Origin of the sequence: Paraburkholderia bengalensis (assembly GCF_037126505.1) — a bacterium.
Lineage (GTDB): Bacteria > Pseudomonadota > Gammaproteobacteria > Burkholderiales > Burkholderiaceae > Paraburkholderia > Paraburkholderia bengalensis.
Window position 1 is genome coordinate 1 of record NZ_JACFYJ010000078.1, and the last position, 20,703, is coordinate 20,703.

21 protein-coding genes and 1 pseudogene are annotated in these 20,703 nt (G+C 64.7%); 13 read left to right on the forward strand and 9 right to left on the reverse strand.

All coding sequences use genetic code 11. The annotated features are described in order from the left end of the window. Positions 1-69 precede the first annotated feature (69 nt). The 3 genes from H3V53_RS32120 to H3V53_RS32130 all read right to left on the reverse strand — a co-directional run bounded on the left by H3V53_RS32120 (position 70) and on the right by H3V53_RS32130 (position 1,935). Positions 70-198 carry a hypothetical protein gene (locus H3V53_RS32120; protein WP_336601285.1) on the reverse strand — a complete coding sequence of 43 codons (129 nt, stop codon included), beginning with the start codon at positions 196-198 and terminating at the stop codon, positions 70-72. A gap of 176 nt (positions 199-374) precedes the next feature. Further along, the gene (locus H3V53_RS32125; RefSeq protein ID WP_336601308.1) at positions 375-689 is read right to left on the reverse strand and encodes a hypothetical protein; all 315 of its coding nucleotides are present in this window, start codon (positions 687-689) and stop codon (positions 375-377) included. A gap of 625 nt (positions 690-1,314) precedes the next feature. Beyond that, entirely contained in the window at positions 1,315-1,935 is a 621-nt protein-coding gene (locus H3V53_RS32130) for a hypothetical protein (protein WP_336601309.1), read from the reverse strand. Between H3V53_RS32130 and H3V53_RS32135 the strand changes: the two are divergent. Continuing rightward, positions 1,858-2,737: pseudogene (locus H3V53_RS32135) on the forward strand (DNA translocase FtsK); the annotation flags it as partial. The gene H3V53_RS32130 and the pseudogene H3V53_RS32135 sit on opposite strands and share 78 nt — an antisense overlap. 186 nt (positions 2,738-2,923) lie before the next feature. Then, positions 2,924-3,316, forward strand: coding sequence for a DNA translocase FtsK (locus tag H3V53_RS32140; RefSeq protein ID WP_336601307.1), 393 nt, complete (start codon positions 2,924-2,926; stop codon positions 3,314-3,316). Positions 3,317-3,441: 125 nt separating this feature from the next. On the opposite strand, the gene H3V53_RS32145 is transcribed toward H3V53_RS32140, so the two are convergent. Then, on the reverse strand, positions 3,442-4,698 hold the full coding sequence (locus H3V53_RS32145; RefSeq protein ID WP_419539598.1) for a lactonase family protein: 1,257 nt from the start codon (positions 4,696-4,698) through the stop codon (positions 3,442-3,444). 305 nt (positions 4,699-5,003) lie between these two features. Between H3V53_RS32145 and H3V53_RS32150 the strand changes: the two genes are divergently transcribed. Next, on the forward strand, positions 5,004-5,159 hold the full coding sequence (locus H3V53_RS32150; RefSeq protein WP_082426645.1) for a DUF3096 domain-containing protein: 156 nt from the start codon (positions 5,004-5,006) through the stop codon (positions 5,157-5,159). Positions 5,160-5,306: 147 nt separating this feature from the next. Here H3V53_RS32150 and H3V53_RS32155 read toward each other — a convergent pair whose 3' ends face one another. After that, positions 5,307-5,552: a hypothetical protein gene (locus H3V53_RS32155; protein ID WP_007583392.1), complete on the reverse strand. Its 246-nt coding sequence runs from the start codon at positions 5,550-5,552 to the stop codon at positions 5,307-5,309. A gap of 244 nt (positions 5,553-5,796) precedes the next feature. Here H3V53_RS32155 and H3V53_RS32165 point away from each other — a divergent pair, with 244 nt between their 5' ends. After that, positions 5,797-7,893, forward strand: coding sequence for a glycoside hydrolase family 15 protein (locus H3V53_RS32165; protein WP_419539599.1), 2,097 nt, complete (start codon positions 5,797-5,799; stop codon positions 7,891-7,893). 220 nt (positions 7,894-8,113) lie between these two features. Continuing rightward, the gene (locus H3V53_RS32170; protein WP_054919775.1) at positions 8,114-9,394 is read left to right on the forward strand and encodes a polyhydroxyalkanoate depolymerase; all 1,281 of its coding nucleotides are present in this window, start codon (positions 8,114-8,116) and stop codon (positions 9,392-9,394) included. A gap of 100 nt (positions 9,395-9,494) precedes the next feature. Here the strand turns inward: H3V53_RS32170 and H3V53_RS32175 are convergent, their stop codons facing one another. After that, positions 9,495-10,127, reverse strand: coding sequence for a TetR/AcrR family transcriptional regulator (locus H3V53_RS32175; protein ID WP_012401479.1), 633 nt, complete (start codon positions 10,125-10,127; stop codon positions 9,495-9,497). Positions 10,128-10,532: 405 nt separating this feature from the next. Between H3V53_RS32175 and rsxB the strand changes: the two genes are divergently transcribed. The 3 genes from rsxB to H3V53_RS32190 all read left to right on the forward strand — a co-directional run bounded on the left by rsxB (position 10,533) and on the right by H3V53_RS32190 (position 12,682). Continuing rightward, a complete protein-coding gene (gene rsxB, locus H3V53_RS32180; RefSeq protein ID WP_336601287.1) occupies positions 10,533-11,417 on the forward strand; it encodes an electron transport complex subunit RsxB in 885 nt (294 codons plus the stop codon). A 9-nt stretch (positions 11,418-11,426) separates the two neighbouring features. Then, a complete protein-coding gene (gene nth / locus H3V53_RS32185) occupies positions 11,427-12,071 on the forward strand; it encodes an endonuclease III (protein WP_336601288.1) in 645 nt (214 codons plus the stop codon). A 176-nt stretch (positions 12,072-12,247) separates the two neighbouring features. Beyond that, positions 12,248-12,682, forward strand: coding sequence for a DUF1841 family protein (locus tag H3V53_RS32190; protein ID WP_336601289.1), 435 nt, complete (start codon positions 12,248-12,250; stop codon positions 12,680-12,682). 99 nt (positions 12,683-12,781) lie between these two features. On the opposite strand, the gene H3V53_RS32195 is transcribed toward H3V53_RS32190, so the two are convergent. Together H3V53_RS32195 and H3V53_RS32200 are read right to left on the reverse strand one after the other, a co-directional pair. Further along, positions 12,782-13,168: a c-type cytochrome gene (locus H3V53_RS32195; RefSeq protein ID WP_054919769.1), complete on the reverse strand. Its 387-nt coding sequence runs from the start codon at positions 13,166-13,168 to the stop codon at positions 12,782-12,784. Positions 13,169-13,279: 111 nt separating this feature from the next. Continuing rightward, positions 13,280-13,660, reverse strand: coding sequence for a c-type cytochrome (locus tag H3V53_RS32200; protein ID WP_054919767.1), 381 nt, complete (start codon positions 13,658-13,660; stop codon positions 13,280-13,282). Between the two features lie 373 nt (positions 13,661-14,033). Here H3V53_RS32200 and H3V53_RS32205 point away from each other — a divergent pair, with 373 nt between their 5' ends. From H3V53_RS32205 to H3V53_RS32225, 5 genes are all read left to right on the forward strand, one after another. Then, positions 14,034-14,876 carry an AAA family ATPase gene (locus H3V53_RS32205; protein WP_054919765.1) on the forward strand — a complete coding sequence of 281 codons (843 nt, stop codon included), beginning with the start codon at positions 14,034-14,036 and terminating at the stop codon, positions 14,874-14,876. 42 nt (positions 14,877-14,918) lie between these two features. After that, positions 14,919-16,094, forward strand: a complete 1,176-nt coding sequence (locus tag H3V53_RS32210) for a vWA domain-containing protein (protein WP_336601290.1) — start codon at positions 14,919-14,921, stop codon at positions 16,092-16,094. A 164-nt stretch (positions 16,095-16,258) separates the two neighbouring features. After that, positions 16,259-17,473 (forward strand): benzoate/H(+) symporter BenE family transporter, encoded by a 1,215-nt coding sequence (locus tag H3V53_RS32215; protein WP_336601291.1) that lies wholly within the window; start codon positions 16,259-16,261, stop codon positions 17,471-17,473. A 297-nt stretch (positions 17,474-17,770) separates the two neighbouring features. Further along, positions 17,771-18,724: a transaldolase gene (tal, locus tag H3V53_RS32220; protein ID WP_054919760.1), complete on the forward strand. Its 954-nt coding sequence runs from the start codon at positions 17,771-17,773 to the stop codon at positions 18,722-18,724. A gap of 268 nt (positions 18,725-18,992) precedes the next feature. Further along, positions 18,993-19,427, forward strand: a complete 435-nt coding sequence (locus H3V53_RS32225; protein ID WP_336601292.1) for a VOC family protein — start codon at positions 18,993-18,995, stop codon at positions 19,425-19,427. 32 nt (positions 19,428-19,459) lie between these two features. On the opposite strand, the gene H3V53_RS32230 is transcribed toward H3V53_RS32225, so the two are convergent. Beyond that, positions 19,460-20,683 (reverse strand): FUSC family protein, encoded by a 1,224-nt coding sequence (locus H3V53_RS32230; RefSeq protein ID WP_336601293.1) that lies wholly within the window; start codon positions 20,681-20,683, stop codon positions 19,460-19,462. Between the last annotated feature and the right edge of the window lie 20 nt (positions 20,684-20,703).

Consider the following 20,703-nt stretch of genomic DNA (forward strand, 5'->3'; position numbering starts at 1 on the left):
GCCCCACGTCCTGGGCGCCGCCGAGCCCGTGGCACCCGCCGGCTGGCTCGCCGCCGATGGACAACGTGCTCATTCGCGCGATGCGGGGTCCGCGTCGATAGAGGGCGCGCGCGTCACGGCAACGCCGCCTACCGTGTTCGGCAGCACGGCCGCGTTGCAATCGTCGAAAGCGGCGGCCCAGGCTGCTGCGCGAAGCATGTCGGCGAATGCAGCCGTTTCGACGGGCCGGTCTGCCAGCGTGCGAACCGCGGCGCCTGCGCACAGCCGTCAGCCCGCTTCCCTCGAGCCGCTCGCGCCCGCCGCACAGGGGCGTCGGCCTGGCTCGCGACATCGCCGTTCGCGCGCCACGCCACGCAGAATTTCCGCGTTCCGGCCTATTCGCGCGCCAATGCATCGGCTGGGTCATCGGCACAATCCGCTGCGCCGGCGGCGAGCGTGCAGGAAACGCTGCGCAGCATCGAGGAGAACGCCGCACGCTGGACGACGCTCGCGGGCGCAAGCCTCGCGCGCCGCACGGCCAGCGATCCCGCCAAGGTTGTCGAGACGCGCGACGATGCCGTCATCCACGCCGCGGCAACGGGGGCGGCGAACGGCGCGAGCACGGTCGGCAGCCAGGCGGCAGGCGGCGTGGCGGCTGTTGCGGCCGTCGATGAGGCGATGTCGGCGCTCGAGGCGGCGATCGCGAGCAATCAAACCGCTAGGACGTCCGCGCCAGTGCCCGAAGTCGATCCCGTATCGCCCGATCGGCCGATTGCTGCCGTTTTCCCGGAACCGGTGGCGGAGCACGCGGCATATTCGATGCAGGCGGACGAGATTGATCCCGCCGTTTCTTTCGACGCCGTGCCCTCCGGTGACACGCACACAGCGCCTGAAGTGCACACCGTCGATAACGCCAGCACCGAGGCACCAGCCGACGTTTCGGCAACCATTCCAGCGGCACCAGCGGTGCCGACGATCCCGAAACCGGACGCCGACGCAAACCCATTGCCAACCGACGCCCGCGAACCGTCGTTTGCCCAAAACGACACGCGTGTGCAAGCCCGGGCTGGCGCAGAAGACGAGGCGCAAGCCCCCATCGCGGAGTCGTCCACGGCAGACACCGCGACGCAACCTGGCATCGTCGACCCAGCGGCTCGGGCCGACATGACGCAAACCCCGGCGAGCAACCAGCCGGGCGTGCAGCGCGCCTGCCTGCCCGCAACCATCGCGGGCAGCGTCGCGCCAGACCGCGAGCCGGCAGCACATCTCGCCGCGCCGTCGCACGAAGCGCAGGCAACGCCGTTCCACGAACCCGCTCCCGCCGATGCCAGCGCATCAGCGACGCAAGACGGCCATTCGACGGCGACGGCACCGCACGTACCGGCCGAACGGGTATCGCCCGCCATTGAAGAGAACCTCGACGCGCAACCGGCCGCGCCCGCCGTTGCGCCGTGGGATGCGATCACGCAGTCTGTCAGCTTGTTGCGCGTGGCCTCCGCGGCCGACGCGCCGATGCAGCCGCCTCGCCCGGTCGTATCGCACGAGGCCGCCTACGCCGATATCGTCGCACCGCTCGAACCAGCCGTCCTGACGAAGGCACCCGATACGGCGAGCGACGACACGCCCGAAGCACCGTCGAACGTCGTGCGCTTTCCGGGCGCGACGCCCGCCGCGCACACGGCCGGTCACGGTGTCGCGCCTCACGCTGCCGCGCTTGCTGACGACCATCCGCACACGCCAGGCGAAACCGCCGACGAGCAAGATCGCCAGGTCCCGCAGGACGCCCCGCCGCCCCGCCCTGCCGTGCGCGGGCACAGCGGTCCCGCATTCGAGTTCCACGCGCCCTCCGCCTCGCATATCGAACTGCCGGCGCTCGATCTGCTCGCGCCCGCGTCGTCGGATGCCGAGCCCGTCAGCGACGAAAAGCTCGCCGAAACAGGCGCGCTGATCGAACAACGGCTGCAGGAATTCAAGGTGCCCGTGACGGTCGTCGGTGCGTCGGCGGGACCGGTGATCACGCGCTTCGAAGTCGAGCCGGCGCTCGGCGTGCGCGGCAGCCAGATCGTCGGGCTGATGAAGGATCTGTCGCGCGGTCTCGGTCTAACGTCGATTCGCGTCGTTGAGACGATTCCTGGCAAAACCTGCATGGGTCTCGAACTGCCGAATGCCAAGCGCCAGACCATTCGCCTTTCCGAGATTCTCCAAGCTGAGGTCTATCAGCATTCCAAGTCGAATCTGACGCTCGCCATGGGCAAGGACATCACCGGCCACCCTGTCGTGACGGACCTCGCGAAAGCGCCGCACATGCTGGTCGCGGGCACGACGGGTTCGGGCAAGTCGGTCGCGATCAACGCGATGATCGTCTCGCTGCTGTACAAGGCAACGCCCGAAGAGGTGCGCATGATCATGATCGACCCGAAGATGCTGGAACTTTCCGTCTATGAAGGCATCCCGCATCTGCTCGCGCCCGTCGTCACCGATATGAAGCTCGCCGCGAACGCGCTGAACTGGTGCGTCGGCGAAATGGAGAAGCGCTACCGGCTGATGTCGGCCGTCGGCGTGCGCAATCTGCAAGGCTTCAATCAGAAAATTCGCGACGCCGCCGCGAAAGAAAAAAAAGATCGGCAATCCCTTCTCGCTGACGCCCGATGCGCCGGAGCCGCTGTCGCCGCTGCCGCTGATCGTCGTCGTGATCGACGAACTGGCCGACCTGATGATGGTCGCGGGCAAGAAGATCGAAGAACTGATCGCGCGGCTGGCGCAAAAGGCGCGCGCGGCGGGCATCCACCTGATTCTCGCGACGCAGCGCCCGTCCGTCGACGTGATCACCGGTCTCATCAAGGCCAACATTCCGACGCGCGTGGCGTTCCAGGTGTCGTCGAAGATCGACTCGCGCACGATTCTCGACCAGATGGGCGCCGAGTCGCTGCTCGGCCAGGGCGACATGCTGTTCCTGCCGCCCGGCACGGGTTATCCGCAGCGCGTGCACGGCGCGTTCGTCGCCGACGAGGAAGTGCACCGGATCGTCGAGCATCTGAAGCAGTTCGGCGAGCCGGAATACGTCGAGGGCATTCTGGACGGTCCCGCCACCGATGGCGGGGCCACGCAGGACCTGTTCGGCGAATCGCCCGATGCCGAAGCCGACCCGCTCTATGACGAAGCCGTCGCGTTCGTCGTACGCACGCGGCGCGCGTCGATTTCGGCCGTGCAGCGGCAGTTGCGCATCGGCTACAACCGTGCGGCGCGACTCGTCGAGCAGATGGAAACGGCGGGCCTCGTGTCGGCGATGGGCATTAACGGCAGCCGCGAAGTGCTTGCGCCGGGGCCGGCCGAATAAGCCCTCCTTCGCGCATGCAGACCGGCCGCGCGGCAGGCGTCAGACGAAGCTCGCCCCGCGGCCAACCGGTTCAGCAGGCACCTTTGGCGTGCCGCCTCGCCGAACCGATCGGATCACAACCGCCATCAAGCCGGCGATACCCACTTGAAGTCGACGGGCGAACCGAGATCGATTCGCTTCGGATTCGCGTCGAGCAGACCGCTTTGCTGATCACGGCGGAACACGTAGGCCGTATCGCTATTCTGATTGCCGACGATCAGCCAACGCCCCGTCGGATCAATTGAGAATTCTCGCGGCGCTTTCCCGAGGCTCGACTGACGGCCCACTTCGCGGATATGGCCGTTGGCGCGATCGACGGCATAGATGACGATCTCGTTCGCGTCGCCACGGTTGCTCGCGTACAGGAAGCGTCCGTCCGGCGACAGATGGATCGCGGCCGCCCCCACCTGCCCCTTGAAGCCGGTCTTTGTCATCGGCACCACCTGCAACTGCGTGAGCTTGCCGTCGTCGTAGCGGAACACCGTGACGGTCGCGGCCAGTTCGCTCGTCAGGTACGCGTAGCTGCCGTCGGCGCCGAACACCAGATGGCGCGGGCCCGAGCCCGCTTTCACGTCGGTGTAGCGCTGCTCCGTCGGGCCGAGCAGGCCGCGGCTGCCATCGGGCGTGTAGCGGTACGCGTAGAGCTTGTCCGCGCCGAGGTCTTGCGCGAACAGATACTTGCCGTCCGGCGAGAACACCGTCGAATGCACGTGCGCGTTGTCCTGGCGCCCTTTCACCGGTCCGCCGCCGTCGTGATGCACGGTCAGCACCGACGCGCCGACCTGGCCGTCCGCCTGCAGCGGAAACACCGCGAAGCTGCCGCCGGGGTTCGCCGCGACGGAATAATTGGCCGTCGTCAGGTATTTGCCGTCCGGCGAGATGCTCAGGTAGCACGGATCGTTGCCATCCGACGACACGCGGTTCAGGAATCTCAATTGCCCGCTCCTCGCATCGAAGCTGAAGGCGCTGATGCCGCCGCGCTGGTCGGCGGGGCCGTTGTCGCCGGGCTGCTCGTTGACGGAGTAGACGTAGCGCCCGTCGCGCGATGCGATCACGTACGACGGGTTGTCCGTCTTCGCCGACGATATCTGGGTTGCCTCGCCCGTTTTCGTGTCGAAGCGGTAGACGTAGATGCCTTCGCTCTTCGGACCCGTGTAGGTCCCGACGATCAGATCGTAGACGCCGTCGGCGGGCGCGGCAGGTGTGCCTTGCGCGAAGGCCTGCGTAGCGGCAATCGATACCATGAGTGTCAAACCTTTTATTATCGAACGTAGGGGATGGCCTGGACGGGAATTGAAAGACTGTGGCACGACATACGCTATGACTCCTGTACGACGCTGCATGACGACCTCCTGGCGATACGGTTATTCGGATCGTGTGTGTCGCTGGTCTGCCGCGCGGTCCCGCCGGAGGGTGCCGTTTATCCCGTTTATCGTCGCGTGTCATCACGTGACGCTATCGTGACGTGACGGTGACGCTGACGTCGCGTGATCGCCGCCAGCCAGCCGTCGTGGCCGTCGTCGTTTGTCGTTGTTTGCCGTATTTCGGGCAAGTATAAGAGCGTTGCTCGCGATGGGACAGTCACGCACGCGGGCACGGATTGTCTGCAGGTTGTCTCACAGTCGTCAATTCCAACAAAGGAGTCGCCATGAACATCCATCTCACTCTCGGCCCGCTCGTCGCGCTGATCGCCGGCATTCTCATTCTGATCATGCCTCGCCTGCTCAATTTCATCGTCGCGATTTATCTGATTCTTATCGGATTGATCGGGATTTTCGGCGTCGGCGGCACGGCGCATCTCTGAGGCGCGCAAACGCGCCCGTGCATGCCGTCCGCTGCGCAAGCAGAGCATGCAGCGCGCGACGCAGATGACGCCATGGCGCGCGTCGGCACACGGGCCGCACTTGCGGTCCGTGAATCGACTACGCGCGATGGAATGCGGGCGCCGGCGTCAGCCGTTCGACAGTTGATCGAGGCGCCAGCGCCCCTGCAAGGACAGCCCGCCGACGGCATAATGACCGTCGGCCTCGCTATAGCGCTTGAAGCAGGCGCGTTCGATCAGGAATGCCGCAGCCGTTTCCATCCCATTGCGCGAGATGCCGAGCGTGCGGAAGTCGAGTGGAAGAAGCGAGTCGTCAGGCAGTTGGCTCGCGGCGGAGAGAATCGTGATGCAGTCGGATTTCGACGGGTTCAGCATTGCTTATCCTCGAAAATGGCGCCGTCGCCGCGTGCTGCGACCCCGAACGCCGGTGGGCTGCGATTCGTCAGAAGTCACGTTCAAAAACCGATTGTAAGCAGCTAAAAACAGGATTGCCAATACCTCGAATGTGCGCCCGCCCGCGAACCATCGCGCGTTGCGCGAGTCAGGTAACAACGACGCCTGCGCATCGTCCGGCGCTGCGCAGGCACGCACTTCTTACCCGCTGACCGACCGCCCTATCATGTCCGCACCTATCGAAGACTACGCACTCATTGGCGACGGCCACACGGCCGCGCTGGTCTCGCGCGATGGTTCAGTCGACTGGCTATGCTGGCCCCGTTTCGACTCGGGCGCATGCTTTGCCGCGCTGCTCGGCACCGAGGACAACGGCCGCTGGCTGATCGCCCCCGCCGAAGACGGTGATCGCAACGAAGCCGGCGAGCGCGCCAGTGACGACAATCGCGACGCCGAGCGCGCCGTGAAATCGGACGCGAAGCCCTTGCCTCGCCAGGCGGACAAGCCGCCCGCGCGCACGAGCCGACGCGACGACGCCAGCGCCCGCGCAGAACAAGACGCATCGCCCGGCGACAACGCTGCAGACGCGCAAACCCGCGGCGGAGCGCCGCCAAAGCAAACGGGCTTCGCGCGCGCCACGCGCCGCCGTTACCGCGGCGAAACGCTGATCCTCGAAACCGACTTCGAAACGCCCGACGGCGCCGTCACGCTCATCGACTTCATGCCGCCCGGCAACGGTTCGTCGGAGATGATCCGGATTGTCGTCGGCAGGCGCGGCAAGGTGAACATGCGCATGGAACTGGTGCTGCGCTTCGACTACGGCTTCTCGATTCCGTGGGTGAGCCGGCTCGAGCACGAAAGCGGCATCAAGGCGATCGCCGGGCCGGATACCGTCGCGCTGCGCACGCCCGTCGACATGCGCGGCGAGAACATGAAAACCGTCGCCGAGTTCACCGTGTCCGAAGGCGAGCGCGTGCCGTTCTCGCTCACGTACACGCAATCGCATCTGCACATTCCGCCCGTGCGTGATCCGCATTCGGCGCTGGCGCGCACCGAGAACTACTGGCTCGAATGGTCGGCGCGCGGCACCGTCGAGGGCAAATACGCCCAGGCGATCCGCCGCTCGCTGCTGACATTGAAGGCGCTCGCCTACGCGCCGACGGGCGGCATCGTCGCCGCGCCGACCACGTCGCTGCCCGAGAGGATCGGCGGTACGCGCAACTGGGACTACCGCTACGTGTGGCTGCGCGACGCGACCATCACGCTGCTCGCGATGATGCGCGGCGGCTACTACGACGAAGCGCGCGCGTGGCGTTCCTGGCTGGGCCGCGTGATGGCGGGCTCGCCCGAACAGCTGCAGATCATGTACGGCCTCGCGGGCGAACGGCGGTTGCCCGAATTCGAGATCGACTGGCTGCCCGGCTATGAAAACTCGGCGCCCGTGCGCATCGGCAACAATGCCGTCGGCCAGCTTCAGCTCGACGTGTACGGCGAAGTGATGAACGCGCTGCATCTGGGGCGCGTCGGCGGCCTGCAGAACGACGACACCGCGTGGAACGTGCAATGCGCGATGCTCCGCCACCTCGAAACGATCTGGCAGGAACGCGACGAAGGCATTTGGGAAACGCGCGGCGGCCGTCAGCACTTCACGTTTTCGAAAGTGATGGCGTGGGTCGCGTTCGACCGCGCGATCAAGTCGGCGGAAGCGTTCCACCTGCCCGCGCCGCTCGAGCACTGGTACGAAGTGCGCGCGCAGATTCACGCGGATGTCTGCCAGAAAAGCTGGAACGTCGCGCTCAATGCGTTCACGCAGACCTACGGCGGCGACGAGCTCGACGCGAGCGTGCTGCTGATGCCGCTGCTGGGCTTTTTGCCGCCGTCGGACCCGCGCATCGTCGGGACTGTCAATGCAATCGAAAAAAACCTGATGCACGACGGGTTCGTGATGCGCTATCGCACGACGGAATTCGACGACGGCCTGCCGCCCGGCGAAGGCACCTTCCTCGCCTGCAGCTTCTGGATGGTCGACAATCTCGCGCTGCAGGGACGCGTGGAAGAAGCGCGCGACATGTATGAGCGGCTTTTGTCGCTGGCGAACGACGTCGGGCTGCTCGCCGAGGAATATGACCCCGTCGACGGCCGGCTTGTCGGTAATTTTCCACAGGGGTTTTCCCATGTGGCCCTCGTTCACACGGGGCTCAACCTGATGAAGCACGAACAGGAGATGGCACGCGCCGCCGGCCAGCCGCCGCACAACGGACAAGGCAGTCAGCCGCCCGCTGGCATGCCAGATGCTGGTATTGAATCGACACCCATCGTCTAAAGAAATCGGGCGTGGTGTCGATGACATGTCTATGACATCCGGAGCGTGCGCCACCGCACTGTTGTTGCATTGCACAAATCGTATGCCTTCTATATCATCACCCGAACCAGACGGCCGATAATCTCGCCACCAACCATCCACACGTAACCAAGAACGGCCCGCCTCGTCGCTGCGCATCACAACACGCTGCCCTGCGCGAACCGCTAACGCCGGAGCACCCATGCTCTATCAAATCCACGAATTCCAGCGGGCACTTTTGAGCCCGCTCACCGCCTGGGCTCAGGCTGCCTCGAAATCGTTTGCGAATCCGGCCAGCCCGCTCGCCTATGTGCCGGGCGCGACGCGTCTGTCGGCCGGGTACGAGCTGCTGTACCGCCTTGGCAAGGACTACGAGAAGCCCGAGTTCAATCTGCACCAGATCGTCAAGGACGGGCGCAACATTCCCATCGTCGAACAGACGATCATGGAAAAGCCCTTTTGCCGGTTGATGCGCTTCAAGCGCTATTCCGACGACAGCGACGCCGTGACGCAGCTGAAGGAAGAACCCGTCGTGCTGGTGTGCGCGCCGCTGTCGGGTCACCATTCGACGCTGCTGCGCGACACCGTGAAAACGCTGCTGCAGGATCACAAGGTGTACATCACCGACTGGATCGACGCGCGCATGGTGCCGCTCGAAGACGGCCCGTTCAACCTCGACGATTACATCGCGTACATCCAGGAGTTCATCCGCCATATCGGCGCGAAGAACCTGCACGTCATTTCGGTGTGCCAGCCGACCGTGCCCGTGCTCGCCGCCATTTCGCTGATGGCGAGCCGCGGCGAAGACACGCCGCGCACGATGACGATGATGGGCGGCCCGATCGACGCGCGTAAGAGCCCGACGGCCGTCAACTCGCTCGCCACGCAGCATTCGATCGAGTGGTTCGAGAACAACGTGATCTACAACGTGCCGCCGAACTATCCGGGCTTCGGCCGCAAGGTATATCCGGGCTTTCTGCAACACACGGGCTTCGTGGCGATGAATCCGGAACGCCACGCCGCCTCGCACTGGGACTTCTATCAAAGCCTGCTGCGCGGTGACGAAGAAGACGCGGAAGCGCACCGCCGCTTCTACGACGAATATAACGCCGTGCTCGACATGGCCGCCGAGTACTATCTGCAGACCATCCGCGTCGTGTTCCAGGAATTCAGCCTCGCTGAAGGCACGTGGGAAGTCGACGGCGAGCCGGTGCGCCCGCAGGACATCAGGAAGACAGCGCTCTTCACGATCGAGGGCGAACTCGACGACATTTCGGGCAGCGGCCAGACGCGCGCCGCCCACGAACTGTGCACGGGTATTCCGGAAAGGAACCGTCGGCATTTCACGGCGGAGAAGTGCGGCCACTACGGCATCTTCTCGGGCCGCCGCTGGCGTACGATCATCTATCCGCAGTTGCGCGACTTCATTCTCGAACACACGCAGAAGGCCACGCGCGAGACGAAGGAACGCGTCGAAGCCTGAGCGCAAGCCGCCTGCCGCAGCCCCTTCGACAGGTTGCGGCTGCATCCAGTCGATACGGAAACGGCCTCTCGCGAGGCCGTTTTTCATGGAGCGCGCGCGTTCAGCGCCGCATCAGATACGCGAGCAGGATCTCGGTGTTCATCTGGATCACTTCGCTGCGTTCGGCGGCTGCGCTGAAGTCGCGGCCAAGCGTCGCTTCGAGCGTGAAGCGGTTCGACACGATGTAGTAGCCCATCCCCGACAGCGTCACATAGAAGCGCAGCGGATCGACGTTCGCGCGAAACAGGCCGGCGCGCTGGCCGCGTTCGAGAATCGAGCCAAGCGTCGCAACGATTGGCGAGATCATTTCGCGGATGCGCGTGGACTTCTGCATATAGCGCGCCTCGTGAAGATTCTCGTTGTTGACGAGTCTCAACAGCTCGGGATGATCGCGATAGTAATCCCACACGAAATGCGCAAGACGCGTGACGGCTTCCACAGGCGCAACACCCGCGAGGTCCAGCGTGCGCTCGGCTTCCGTGAGCGCGCTGAACGCATGTTCGAGGACTGCCGTGAAAAGCTGCTCCTTGCTACCGAAGTAGTAATAGAGCATGCGTTCATTGGTCTCCGCGCGGCGGGCAATCTGGTCGACGCGTGCGCCGAACAACCCACCATTCGCAAACTCTTCGGCCGCCGCGAGCAGAATGCGGCGACGAGTGCCTTCAGGATCTCTTTTGATTTTCGGCTGATTCATGGTGGCATGTGCTTCGTGAGCCGCGTTAATCCGGATCGCTCGCCGTCCAATTGCCTGGCCTTGCAACGGCGGCGCTGCGCGGGCTGGTTGGTGGGAACACCCTCCTGCGGTCTTACAAAAAAGCGCTTCGATTATGGCACATGCTTCGGTAATAACAACTGGGGAAATCGGCGATAATACGCATTTGACCGGTCGCCGGACACGCTTGCCTTCCGCTTCGCGACTCGCCGGCGTCTGCTCCGGCAGCGTTGCGCGCCCATTCGGCTCACGCACTGTCCGCGCTCCAGTCTTAATCGGCCAATGGCAAGCCAACGGCGCCACTGAAACGATACGTCGTCGAACTGCGAGCCTGCGCCGCGCCGGTCGCGTCGATAATCGGCAGCAGCATGTCCCCACGTCTTCACCGTGACACAAATCAAAACACTCGCCGATCTGATCGAGGATCGGCTGCCTCAGACGCAATGCACGAAGTGCGGCTATCCGGATTGCCGCGCGTACGCCGTGGCGATCGCCGCAGGAGAGGCCCATTACAACCAGTGCCCGCCGGGCGGCGCCGAAGGCGTCGCGCGGCTCGCGGCGCTGCTCGGCAAGCCTGTGATACCGCTGAATCCCGATAACGGCGTCGAACGTGCGCGGCCCATCGCGTTCATCGACGAGAACCTGTGCATCGGCTGCACGCTGTGCATGCAGGCATGTCCCGTCGATGCCATCGTCGGCGCGCCGAAGCAGATGCACACGATCGTCGCCGAGCTGTGCACGGGCTGCGACCTATGCGTGCCGCCCTGCCCCGTCGACTGCATCGCGATGATCCCCGTCACCGGCGATGACACCGGCTGGGACGCCTGGAGCCAGCCGCAGGCCGACGCCGCGCGCGAACGGCACGACCGTCGCCGCGCGCGGCTCTCCGCCGAACGCGAAGCAGCCGAAGCGCGCGCCGCCGCGAGACGGGCGTCGGCAGGTTCGGCGTCGGCGGGTTTGGCGTCGGGGTCAATGGCTGAATCGAGCCTGTCAACCGTGGCCGCCCACCCGACTGTCGCGACTCCCGCCGCGCCCGCCGACGACGCCGAAGCGAAAAAACGCGCGATCATTCAGGCCGCGCTCGAACGCGCGCGCCAGAAGAAGGCGGAAAACGCCGCGCATGGCATCGGTCCGAAGAACACGACGAACGTCAGCGCGGACATGCAGGCGCAGATCGACGAAGTGGAAGCACGCCGTCGTCGGCTGGGAATCGCTGACGATCACGCCGAACCGGCGCCGAAGCAAGACATCGACCAACCCAAAAAGTCCTAACCTCGCCGCATGAACGCGAACAAACGACGCGCGATCTACGAAACGCTTCAGAGCCTGAATCCGCATCCGACGACCGAGCTCGAATATTCGACGCCGTTCGAGTTACTGATCGCCGTGATGTTGTCCGCGCAAGCAACGGATGTTTCGGTGAACAAGGCGATGCGCCGGATGTTTCCCGTCGCGAACACGCCGCAGAAGGTGTTCGATCTTGGCGAGGAAGGCATCGCCGACTACATCAAGACGATCGGCCTGTATCGCACGAAAGCGAAGAACGTGATCGCGACGTGCCGCATCCTGCTCGACCAATATGGCGGCGAGGTGCCCGCCGAGCGCAAGGCGCTCGAGAGTCTGCCGGGCGTCGGCCGCAAGACGGCGAACGTCGTGTTGAACACGGCGTTCGGGCAACCCACCATCGCCGTCGATACGCACATCTTTCGGGTTGCCAATCGAACGGGACTCGCGCCTGGCAAGGACGTCCGCGCCGTTGAGCAGGCGCTGGAAAAATTCACGCCCGCCGAGTTCCGGCACGACGCGCACCATTGGCTGATCCTGCATGGACGCTACGTGTGCAAGGCGCGCCGGCCGGAGTGCTGGCATTGCGTGATCGAACCCTTGTGCGAGTTCAGGCCGAAGACGCCGCCTCCCGATCTCTGACGCCTCGTGCCGCCCGTGCGGCCGGCGGGTGTCGCGCGCAGTGCGCCGCCCGGCCATCCGCCAGCGCCCGCCACAGGCCCGGCGTAAAATGCCTGATGCGCACGCCGTGATCAAGCTTCCGTCGATCGCCGCCCCGCGCCGTCAGCCCACCCGCTTTCACCGTCCGAAGTCCGCCGATGTTCAATCCCAGCCGCGACGAAGTCCGCCGTTTTTTCACCGACACCTGGCGCAAGCAGCGCGCGGGCGACATCCTGACCCCGCTCGAAGCGATCGCGGCCGACTGGATCGTCGAGCATCCCGAGTATCACGCCGAACTCACGGACTCCGAAGCCGCCGCGGCACAGGACTATTCACCCGAGCGCGGGCAGACCAACCCGTTCCTGCATCTGTCGATGCATCTGGCCATCAGCGAGCAACTGTCGATCGACCAGCCGCCCGGCATCCGCGCCGCGCACGACCGGCTCGCGGCGCGCCTTGGCTCCACGCACGACGCGCAGCACGCCATCATGGAGTGTCTCGGCGAAACGATCTGGGAAGCGCAGCGCACCAACACGCCGCCCGATACCGACGCCTACCTTCAGCGCATCGAGCGCCGCGCGTCGCGGGATTGACGCAACCCGCTCCGTCGCGACACGAAATCAGTCGCAGGAAAACAAACACCCCGCCGTAGCGGGGTGTTTGTCATGAGCCATCAGCGAAGCTCACGCGGCTTATTTCTTCTGCACGAGATCGCCGTTGAGCGATTCGATATAGGCGGCGAGGTCCTTCATGTCGTTAGGCGACAGGTTCTGCACCTGCGCCTGCATGATCGCGTTGTTGCGGCCGAGGTGCGGGTTGCCCGTGCCCATCTGGTACTGGCGCAGCGCCCAGTACACGTAATCGGCGTGCTGACCCGCCAGCTTCGGGTACTCGGCGCTCACCGGCTTGTTCAGATTCGGGCCGTGGCAGGCCGCGCAGTTGTGGCTCTCGGAGAGCACCTTGCCGTTGCCGGCATCCGCCGCGTGCGCTGCGTTCGACGCGACGACCACACCCGCCAGCGCGACCGACGCGCATGCAGCCTTGATCACCGTATGAAGTGCGTGGGGATGCTTCTTCATGAATTCTCCTGTGTCGACGGGAGTGCGGCTTTAGCGCTGACTGCCGTCCCATGCAAACGGGTTGCGCCCGCGTATTGGATGAGCAGATGATTCGCCGTCACGCGACGGTGCTCATTTGTCCGGGTTGTTTTTCGAAGTGGCCGTCTGCGCGGCATAGTACGCGGCGATGTCGGCGATGTCCTGGTCGGTCAGCGACACGGCGATGGCATGCATCGTGTCGAAATGGCGGTCGCCCTTCTTGTACGCGTGCAGCGCGTTTTCCAGATAAGTCTGGTTCTGCCCGCCCAGCATCGGCACCCGGTACACCTCGGGGTAAGCCGTACGATAGTCCGGAATACCATGGCAGCCGATACACATCGCGACCTTGCCCTGGCCTGCCTTCGCGTTGCCCACGACGTCCGCCGCCTGCGCAGTGGCCGCCAAGGTTGCCGCAAAACCCGCGAACACCGACATCGCTGCGATCACGACATGTTTGCCGACGATTTTGTTCATAGCTCTTTTAACCTGGCTTGAGGGGGAACGGGCGCCCAAAAGGCTACGGCCTGCGCCGTTTTTCTTCTCGGGATGCCACGCAGGCCAAAAAAATCGGCCCAATTGTACCGCGGCGCCGCCTCGGGCGTCCACCGGACGGCGGTGCGCGCCCTTCGCCGCGAAAGCGCCGTCCGGCGGGGCTCACAGCGAATCCTGCCGGTGCGCACGCACAACGGGCGCCCGGCGGGGCGCGGCACATTGCCGCACGCGCGAATTCGCCTCTTGCGCACGCCGCGCGCACCGCTCGACGACGGCTGACACCATACGCGAGCCGGCGGGAGCACAACAGGGCTTCTGACTTATACTGGAATTTTTCCCGAACGGGCGTCCTGTCATGCGTTTCGAAGGCTCATCGCAATACGTCGCCACCGACGACCTCAAACTCGCCGTCAATGCCGCCATGACGCTCAAGCGGCCGCTTCTGATCAAGGGTGAACCCGGCACGGGCAAAACCATGCTCGCGGAGGAAGTCGCGTCGGCGCTCGGCATGCCGCTCCTGCAGTGGCACATCAAGTCCACCACGAAGGCGCAGCAAGGCCTGTACGAATACGACGCGGTGTCGCGCCTGCGCGATTCGCAGCTGGGCGACGAGCGCGTGAAGGATATCCGCAACTACATCGTCAAGGGCGTGCTGTGGCAGGCGTTCGAGTCGGACCAGCAATCGGTGCTCTTGATCGATGAAATCGACAAGGCCGACATCGAGTTTCCGAACGACCTGCTGCGCGAACTCGACCGCATGGAGTTCTACGTGTACGAGACGCGCGAGCTGATCAAGGCGAAGCACCGGCCGCTCGTGATCATCACGTCGAACAACGAGAAAGAGCTGCCTGACGCGTTCCTGCGCCGCTGCTTCTTCCACTACATCAAGTTCCCCGATCCGTCGACGATGCAGCAAATCGTCGAGGTTCACTATCCCGGCATCAAGCAGGATCTGCTGCGCGCCGCAATGGAGAGCTTTTTCGAATTGCGCAACGTGTCGGGGCTGAAGAAGAAGCCCTCCACTTCCGAACTGCTCGACTGGCTCAAGCTGCTGCTGGCCGAAGACATTCCGCCCGAAGCGTTGCGCTCGAAGGATCAGAAGCAGATCGTGCCGCCGCTTCATGGCGCGCTGCTGAAGAACGAACAGGACGTGAGCCTGTTCGAGCGGCTCGTGTTCATGAATCGCAACAACCGTTGATTCGCCACTGGAAAGCAAGCGAACCGTAATGGAGACAACGGCATGCTGATCGACTTTTTCTACACACTGCGCGCCGCGAAGCTGCCCGTCTCCGTGAAGGAGTATCTGACGCTGCTCGAAGCGTTGAAGGAAAGCGTGATCCAGCCGTCGCTGGACGACTTCTACTACCTCGCGCGCATGACGCTCGTGAAGGACGAGCAGTATTTCGACAAGTTCGACCAGGCGTTCGGCGCGTATTTCAACGGCGTCGCGCAGAAAGCCGATCTCGCGCTGGACGTGCCGCTCGACTGGCTGAAAAAGAAGCTGCAGCGCGATCTGAGCGCCGAGGAAAAAGCCCAGATCGAGAAAATGGGCGGCCTCGACAAGTTGATGGAGCGCCTGAAAGAACTGTTCGACGAGCAAAAAGGCCGTCACGAAGGCGGCAGCAAATGGATCGGCACGGGCGGCACGTCGCCGTTCGGCAACGGCGGCTACAACCCGGAAGGCATTCGCATCGGCGGCGAGACATCGGGCAACCGCACGGCCGTGAAGGTGTGGGACCAGCGCGCGTATCGCGATTATGACGATCAGGTCGAAATCGGCACGCGCAACATCAAGGTCGCGCTGCGCCGCCTGCGGCGCTTCGCGCGCGAAGGCGCCGCCGAAGAACTCGATCTGCCCGACACCATCCGCAGCACGGCCGCCAACGCCGGCTGGCTTGATCTGAAGATGGTGCCCGAGCGGCACAACAACGTGAAAGTGCTGATGCTGCTCGACGTGGGCGGATCGATGGATGACCACATCCGGCGCACGGAAGAACTGTTCTCGGCGGCGAAGGCCGAATTCAAGCACCTCGAGTTCTACTACTTCCACAACTGCGTCTACGACTTCCTGTGGAAGAACAACCGCCGCCGGCACGTCGAGCGGCTGGCGACGTGGGACATGCTTCACAAGTTCACGCCCGACTATAAGCTGATCTTCGTCGGCGACGCGACGATGAGCCCGTACGAAGTGCTGCAACCCGGCGGCTCGGTCGAATACAACAACGCCGAGGCAGGCGCTGTGTGGCTGCGCCGCATCGCCGATCATTTCCCGCATCACGTGTGGCTGAACCCCGAGCCGGAAGGCTTGTGGGAATATCGGCAGTCAGTTTCGGTTATACGTGAAGTGCTGGGCCACCGGATGTATCCGCTCACGCTCGCCGGCCTCGAAACCGCGATGCGCCTGTTGAGCAAGTAAGATCCCGCCTGTTGCACCGCTTTTGCCCGGCCTGCGGACCCGCGCCGCGGCGCGGCGGCCGTCCACCGAACTGCCGTCGCGCGCATCGTTGCACGCGCGGCTGCGCACCATAATCCCGCGTCGCGATTCATTACACCAACAACGCACCACCAGAGACACCCAGCATGACCTCCCCCTCTTCCCCCGATTTTTCGCCCGCGACGCGCGCGCCGCTGCGGCCTTTCACCGACATGTCGCTGTCGGCGATCGTCGCCGGTTTCGTCGCGATGATGACGGGCTACACCAGTTCGCTCGTGCTGATGTTCCAGGCCGGGCGCGCCGCGCATCTGACGGACGCACAGATTTCGTCGTGGATCTGGGCGCTGTCGATGGGCATGGCGCTGTGCACGATCGGCCTGTCGCTGCGCTTTCGCGCGCCCATCGTGATCGCGTGGTCCACACCCGGCGCGGCGCTGCTCGTGTCGTCGCTGCCGCATGTCGCCTATCCGGAGGCGATCGGCGCGTTCGTCCTCTGCGCGCTGCTGCTGACGCTGGTCGGCCTGACCGGCTGGTTCGACACGCTGATGAAGAAGATTCCAGCGGGCATCGCGGCGGCGCTTCTGGCGGGCATCCTGTTCGAGATCGGCATCGAGATTTTCCGTGCCGCGCAATTCCAGACTGCGCTCGTGCTGTCGATGTTCTTCACGTATCTCGTCATCAAGCGATTCGCGCCGCGCTACGCGATTCCCGCGACGCTCGTCGTCGGCACAGCCGTTGCAGGCGCGCTCGGAATGCTCGATTTCAGCCGCTTTCACGTGGCGCTCGCCGTACCCGTGCTGACGATGCCCGTGTTCTCGCTGTCAGCCGCGATCAGCATCGGCATTCCCCTCTTCGTGGTCGCGATGGCGTCGCAGAACGTGCCGGGCATCGCCGTGCTGCGCGCGGACGGCTATGAGACGCCGTCCGCGCCGCTGATCGCCACGACGGGCGTCGCTTCCCTGCTGCTCGCGCCGTTCGGCTCGCACGGCGTCAATCTCGCCGCCATCACGGCCGCCATCTGCACGGGCCGCGAGGCGCACGAGGACAAGAACCGGCGCTACATGGCGGCCGTCTGGTGCGGCTTGTTCTACCTGATCGCGGGCATTTTCGGCGCGACGATCGCCGCACTGTTCGGCTCGCTGCCGAAGGCGCTGGTGGTGTCGGTTGCGGCGCTCGCGCTGTTCGGCTCGATCATGAGCGGACTTACGAACGCAATGCAGGACGCGCGGCAGCGCGAAGCCGCCCTCGTCACGTTCATGGTCACGGCGTCCGGTCTCACGCTGCTGTCGATCGGCTCAGCGTTCTGGGGACTTGTCGCGGGGCTGCTGACGCATGCCGTGCTGAACGCGCGGCGCGCCTGACGCTTTCGGCGCGCGCATGATGCGCGTCGCGGCCACGGCGGCGGGACAGCATGGGCGGCATGGGCGCCAAGGCGTGTCGTCGGCGCAAGGCGCCGGCGGCGTGGCGCGAACGGACAGGACGTTACCCTGTCAAAACAGCATCATTCAATCCGCCATAGAATAGAAGTAGCGGGCGGCGTTCCACGGTAATATTTTCGGTTCCCACGTGGACATCGCAGATGACGCGTCGCACGGCTGACAACGGCGTCATCATTTCCTGGACCATGGCGCGCGTGCGCCTCGAAGCGAAGGCTCGACATGACTACTGCACTCGACCAACTCAAGCAATACACCACGGTCGTCGCTGACACCGGCGATTTCCAGCAACTCGCGCAGTACAAGCCGCAGGACGCGACGACCAATCCGTCGCTGGTCCTGAAGGCCGTGCAGAAGGACGATTACAAGCCGCTGCTCGAAAAGACCGTGCGCGATCACGCGTCCAAGCCCGTGAGCGCCATCATCGACAACCTGCTGATCGCTTTCGGCACCGAGATCCTGAAGATCGTGCCGGGCCGCGTGTCGACGGAAGTCGACGCCCGTCTGTCGTTCGACACGAAGGCGTCGATCGACAAGGGGCATGAGCTGATCAAGCTGTACGAGGCGCAGGGCATCGGCCGCGAGCGCGTGCTGATCAAGCTCGCGTCCACGTGGGAAGGCATCCGCGCCGCCGAAGTGCTGCAAAAGGACGGCATCAAGTGCAACATGACGCTGCTGTTCTCGCTGGCGCAGGCCGCCGCCGCCGCCGAAGCGGGCGCGCAACTGATCTCGCCGTTCGTCGGCCGCATCTACGACTGGTACAAGAAGAACGCGGGCAGCAACTGGGACGAAGCGCGCGACGGCGGCGCGAATGATCCTGGCGTGCAGTCAGTGCGCCGCATCTACGCGTACTACAAGAAGTTCGGCTATCCGACGGAAGTGATGGGCGCGAGCTTCCGCACGACGAGCCAGATTCTCGAACTGGCGGGCTGCGATCTGCTGACGATCAGCCCCGACCTGCTGCAAAAGCTGCACGACAGCACGGAGAAGGTCGAACGCAAGCTGTCGCCGGACGCGAGCAAGCAAGCGGACATCGAGCGCGTGCCGACGGACGAGCCGTCGTTCCGCTTCCTCCTCAACGAAGATCAGATGGCGACGGAAAAACTGTCCGAAGGCATCCGGGTGTTCGCCGCCGATGCAATCAAGCTCGAAAAGGTCATCGAGGCGCTGCGTTAAGCCGCAATCCGTTTCACGCATCATGCAAGCGCGCGCGGCCCGCAAGGCTGCGCGCGCTTTTTTGCGTCGAGTGGTTCACCCGCGATGCGCCGCGCCGCTTCTCCCCTGCGCCGCCCACCACTCGCTCGCGACATCATTTCCACCGTTGAACACGGTTTCACATTCGACGCCGCAGCGCCGACTACAATCGACTGCACGCGCGTTCGACGCACCACCACCGCGATGCGCTCGCACGAAACATGCGTAGGTCAATCGACAGGAGACATCGATGCAAATCCAGCCCTATCTGTTTTTCAACGGCCGTTGCGAGGAAGCGCTGAAGTTCTACAGCGAGAAGCTCGGCGCGCAGGTGTTGTTTCAGATGCGTTTCAAGGACGCGCCGCCGAATCCGCAGCAGCCCATCCGCCCCGGCACCGAAGAAAAGATCATGCACGCGACGGTCAGGATCGGCTCGACGGAACTGATGGCATCCGACGGCAATTGCGACGAAACGCCCGGCACGCACACAGGCTACGGCCTCTCGATTACCGTCGATGATCCGTCGCAGGGCGAAAAAACCTTCAAGGCGATTTCAGAAGGCGGCAACGTGGTGATGCCGTGGCAGGCGACGTTCTGGAGCACGGGCTTCGGCATGGTCGTCGACAAATTCGGCGTGCTGTGGATGGTCACCAATCCGCACGAAGGCGACAAGCACCCGAGCTAGTCCACGCGCAAGGCGAAGTACGCCACGCGGCGTCAAGGCGAGGCGTCCGGGCGCGCGTCGCCCTCGATGTTCCAGTTCCGCTCGGTCGCCGCCAGCAACGCACGCATGCGTTCCACCTGCTCGGCGAACCGCTGCGCGAGCCAAACCGGCCCCTGCAATGCAGGGGCGATTTCATCGCAGTCGGACCGGGCTTCGCCCGTGGCCGCCTGAACCGGCGTCGAAGCCGTGTCAACGGACAGGCACGGCGTCTGCGGCATCCGGAACTGCGTCGCGCCCGCGAAGCGCAACGCGCGCGCGGCGCCGAGCAGCGTCATGCGCACCGCGTTCGCCTGAGGGCCGCATTGTTGCGCGAACGCCTCGCGCAGTTCCGCCTGCGCGAGCGTTCCCGTCGACAGCATCTCCAGCGCGCTTAGCATCGAACGATGCAGGCGCTGGATTTCGTCGAGCCGCGTAATGGGCAGATCGATTTCCTTCGCGACGGACGGCATCAGCGAGCGCAGCTGCACGAGCCGCTTGCCCATGCGGATGAACGCGGCCAACTGCTCGTCGCTGCCGATCGGCACGCCCGTCGTCATCCGCGTATAGAGGCGCGCGCATTCGCGCAGATTGTCGGCGAGCAGATAGCGCCACGAATACGTCGCGTGCAGCGGCAGCGCGAATGAAAACGCCAGCGCGATCACGATGCCGATCAACACGTTCAGCGTGCGCCAGAGGCCCGTATCGATCATGTTGTCGCCGTGACCCGCGACGATGCACATCGTGATCGCCGTCAGCAACGCGACGTAGCCCGCCGCGCCGATCGCGAACCACGCGCACACGGCGGCGATCACCGACATCAGCACATAGGTGAGCGTGAGCGAATCGAACACGTTCTGCTGCAGGATCAGCGCGAGGCCGAGCGTCGCGCCTAGCAGCGTGCCCGCCGCGCGCTCCGCCGCCTTCTTGCGGATATTGCCGTGATGCTGCAGCCCGCCGATCACCACCAGCAGCGTCACCGACGCCCAGATGCCATGCGGAATGTCCACGCCCGTGGTCGCGACGATCGAGACCAGCATCGCAAGGCCGACGCGCAGGCTATGAAAGAACTTGGCGTGCCGGTAGCGGTAATACGGCGACGTGAACGCGCGCGCGAGCCGGCCGATGCGCGTACGGGGCGGCGCCACGCGCCTCGCATGGGCGGCCGCGGCGACATCGGGTGACGGCGGGCTGCCGGCGGCGTCGCGCGGCGGAGTGGGTGGCGGGTCGTCGAGAGACATCGGCTGGCTCACGCTGGGTC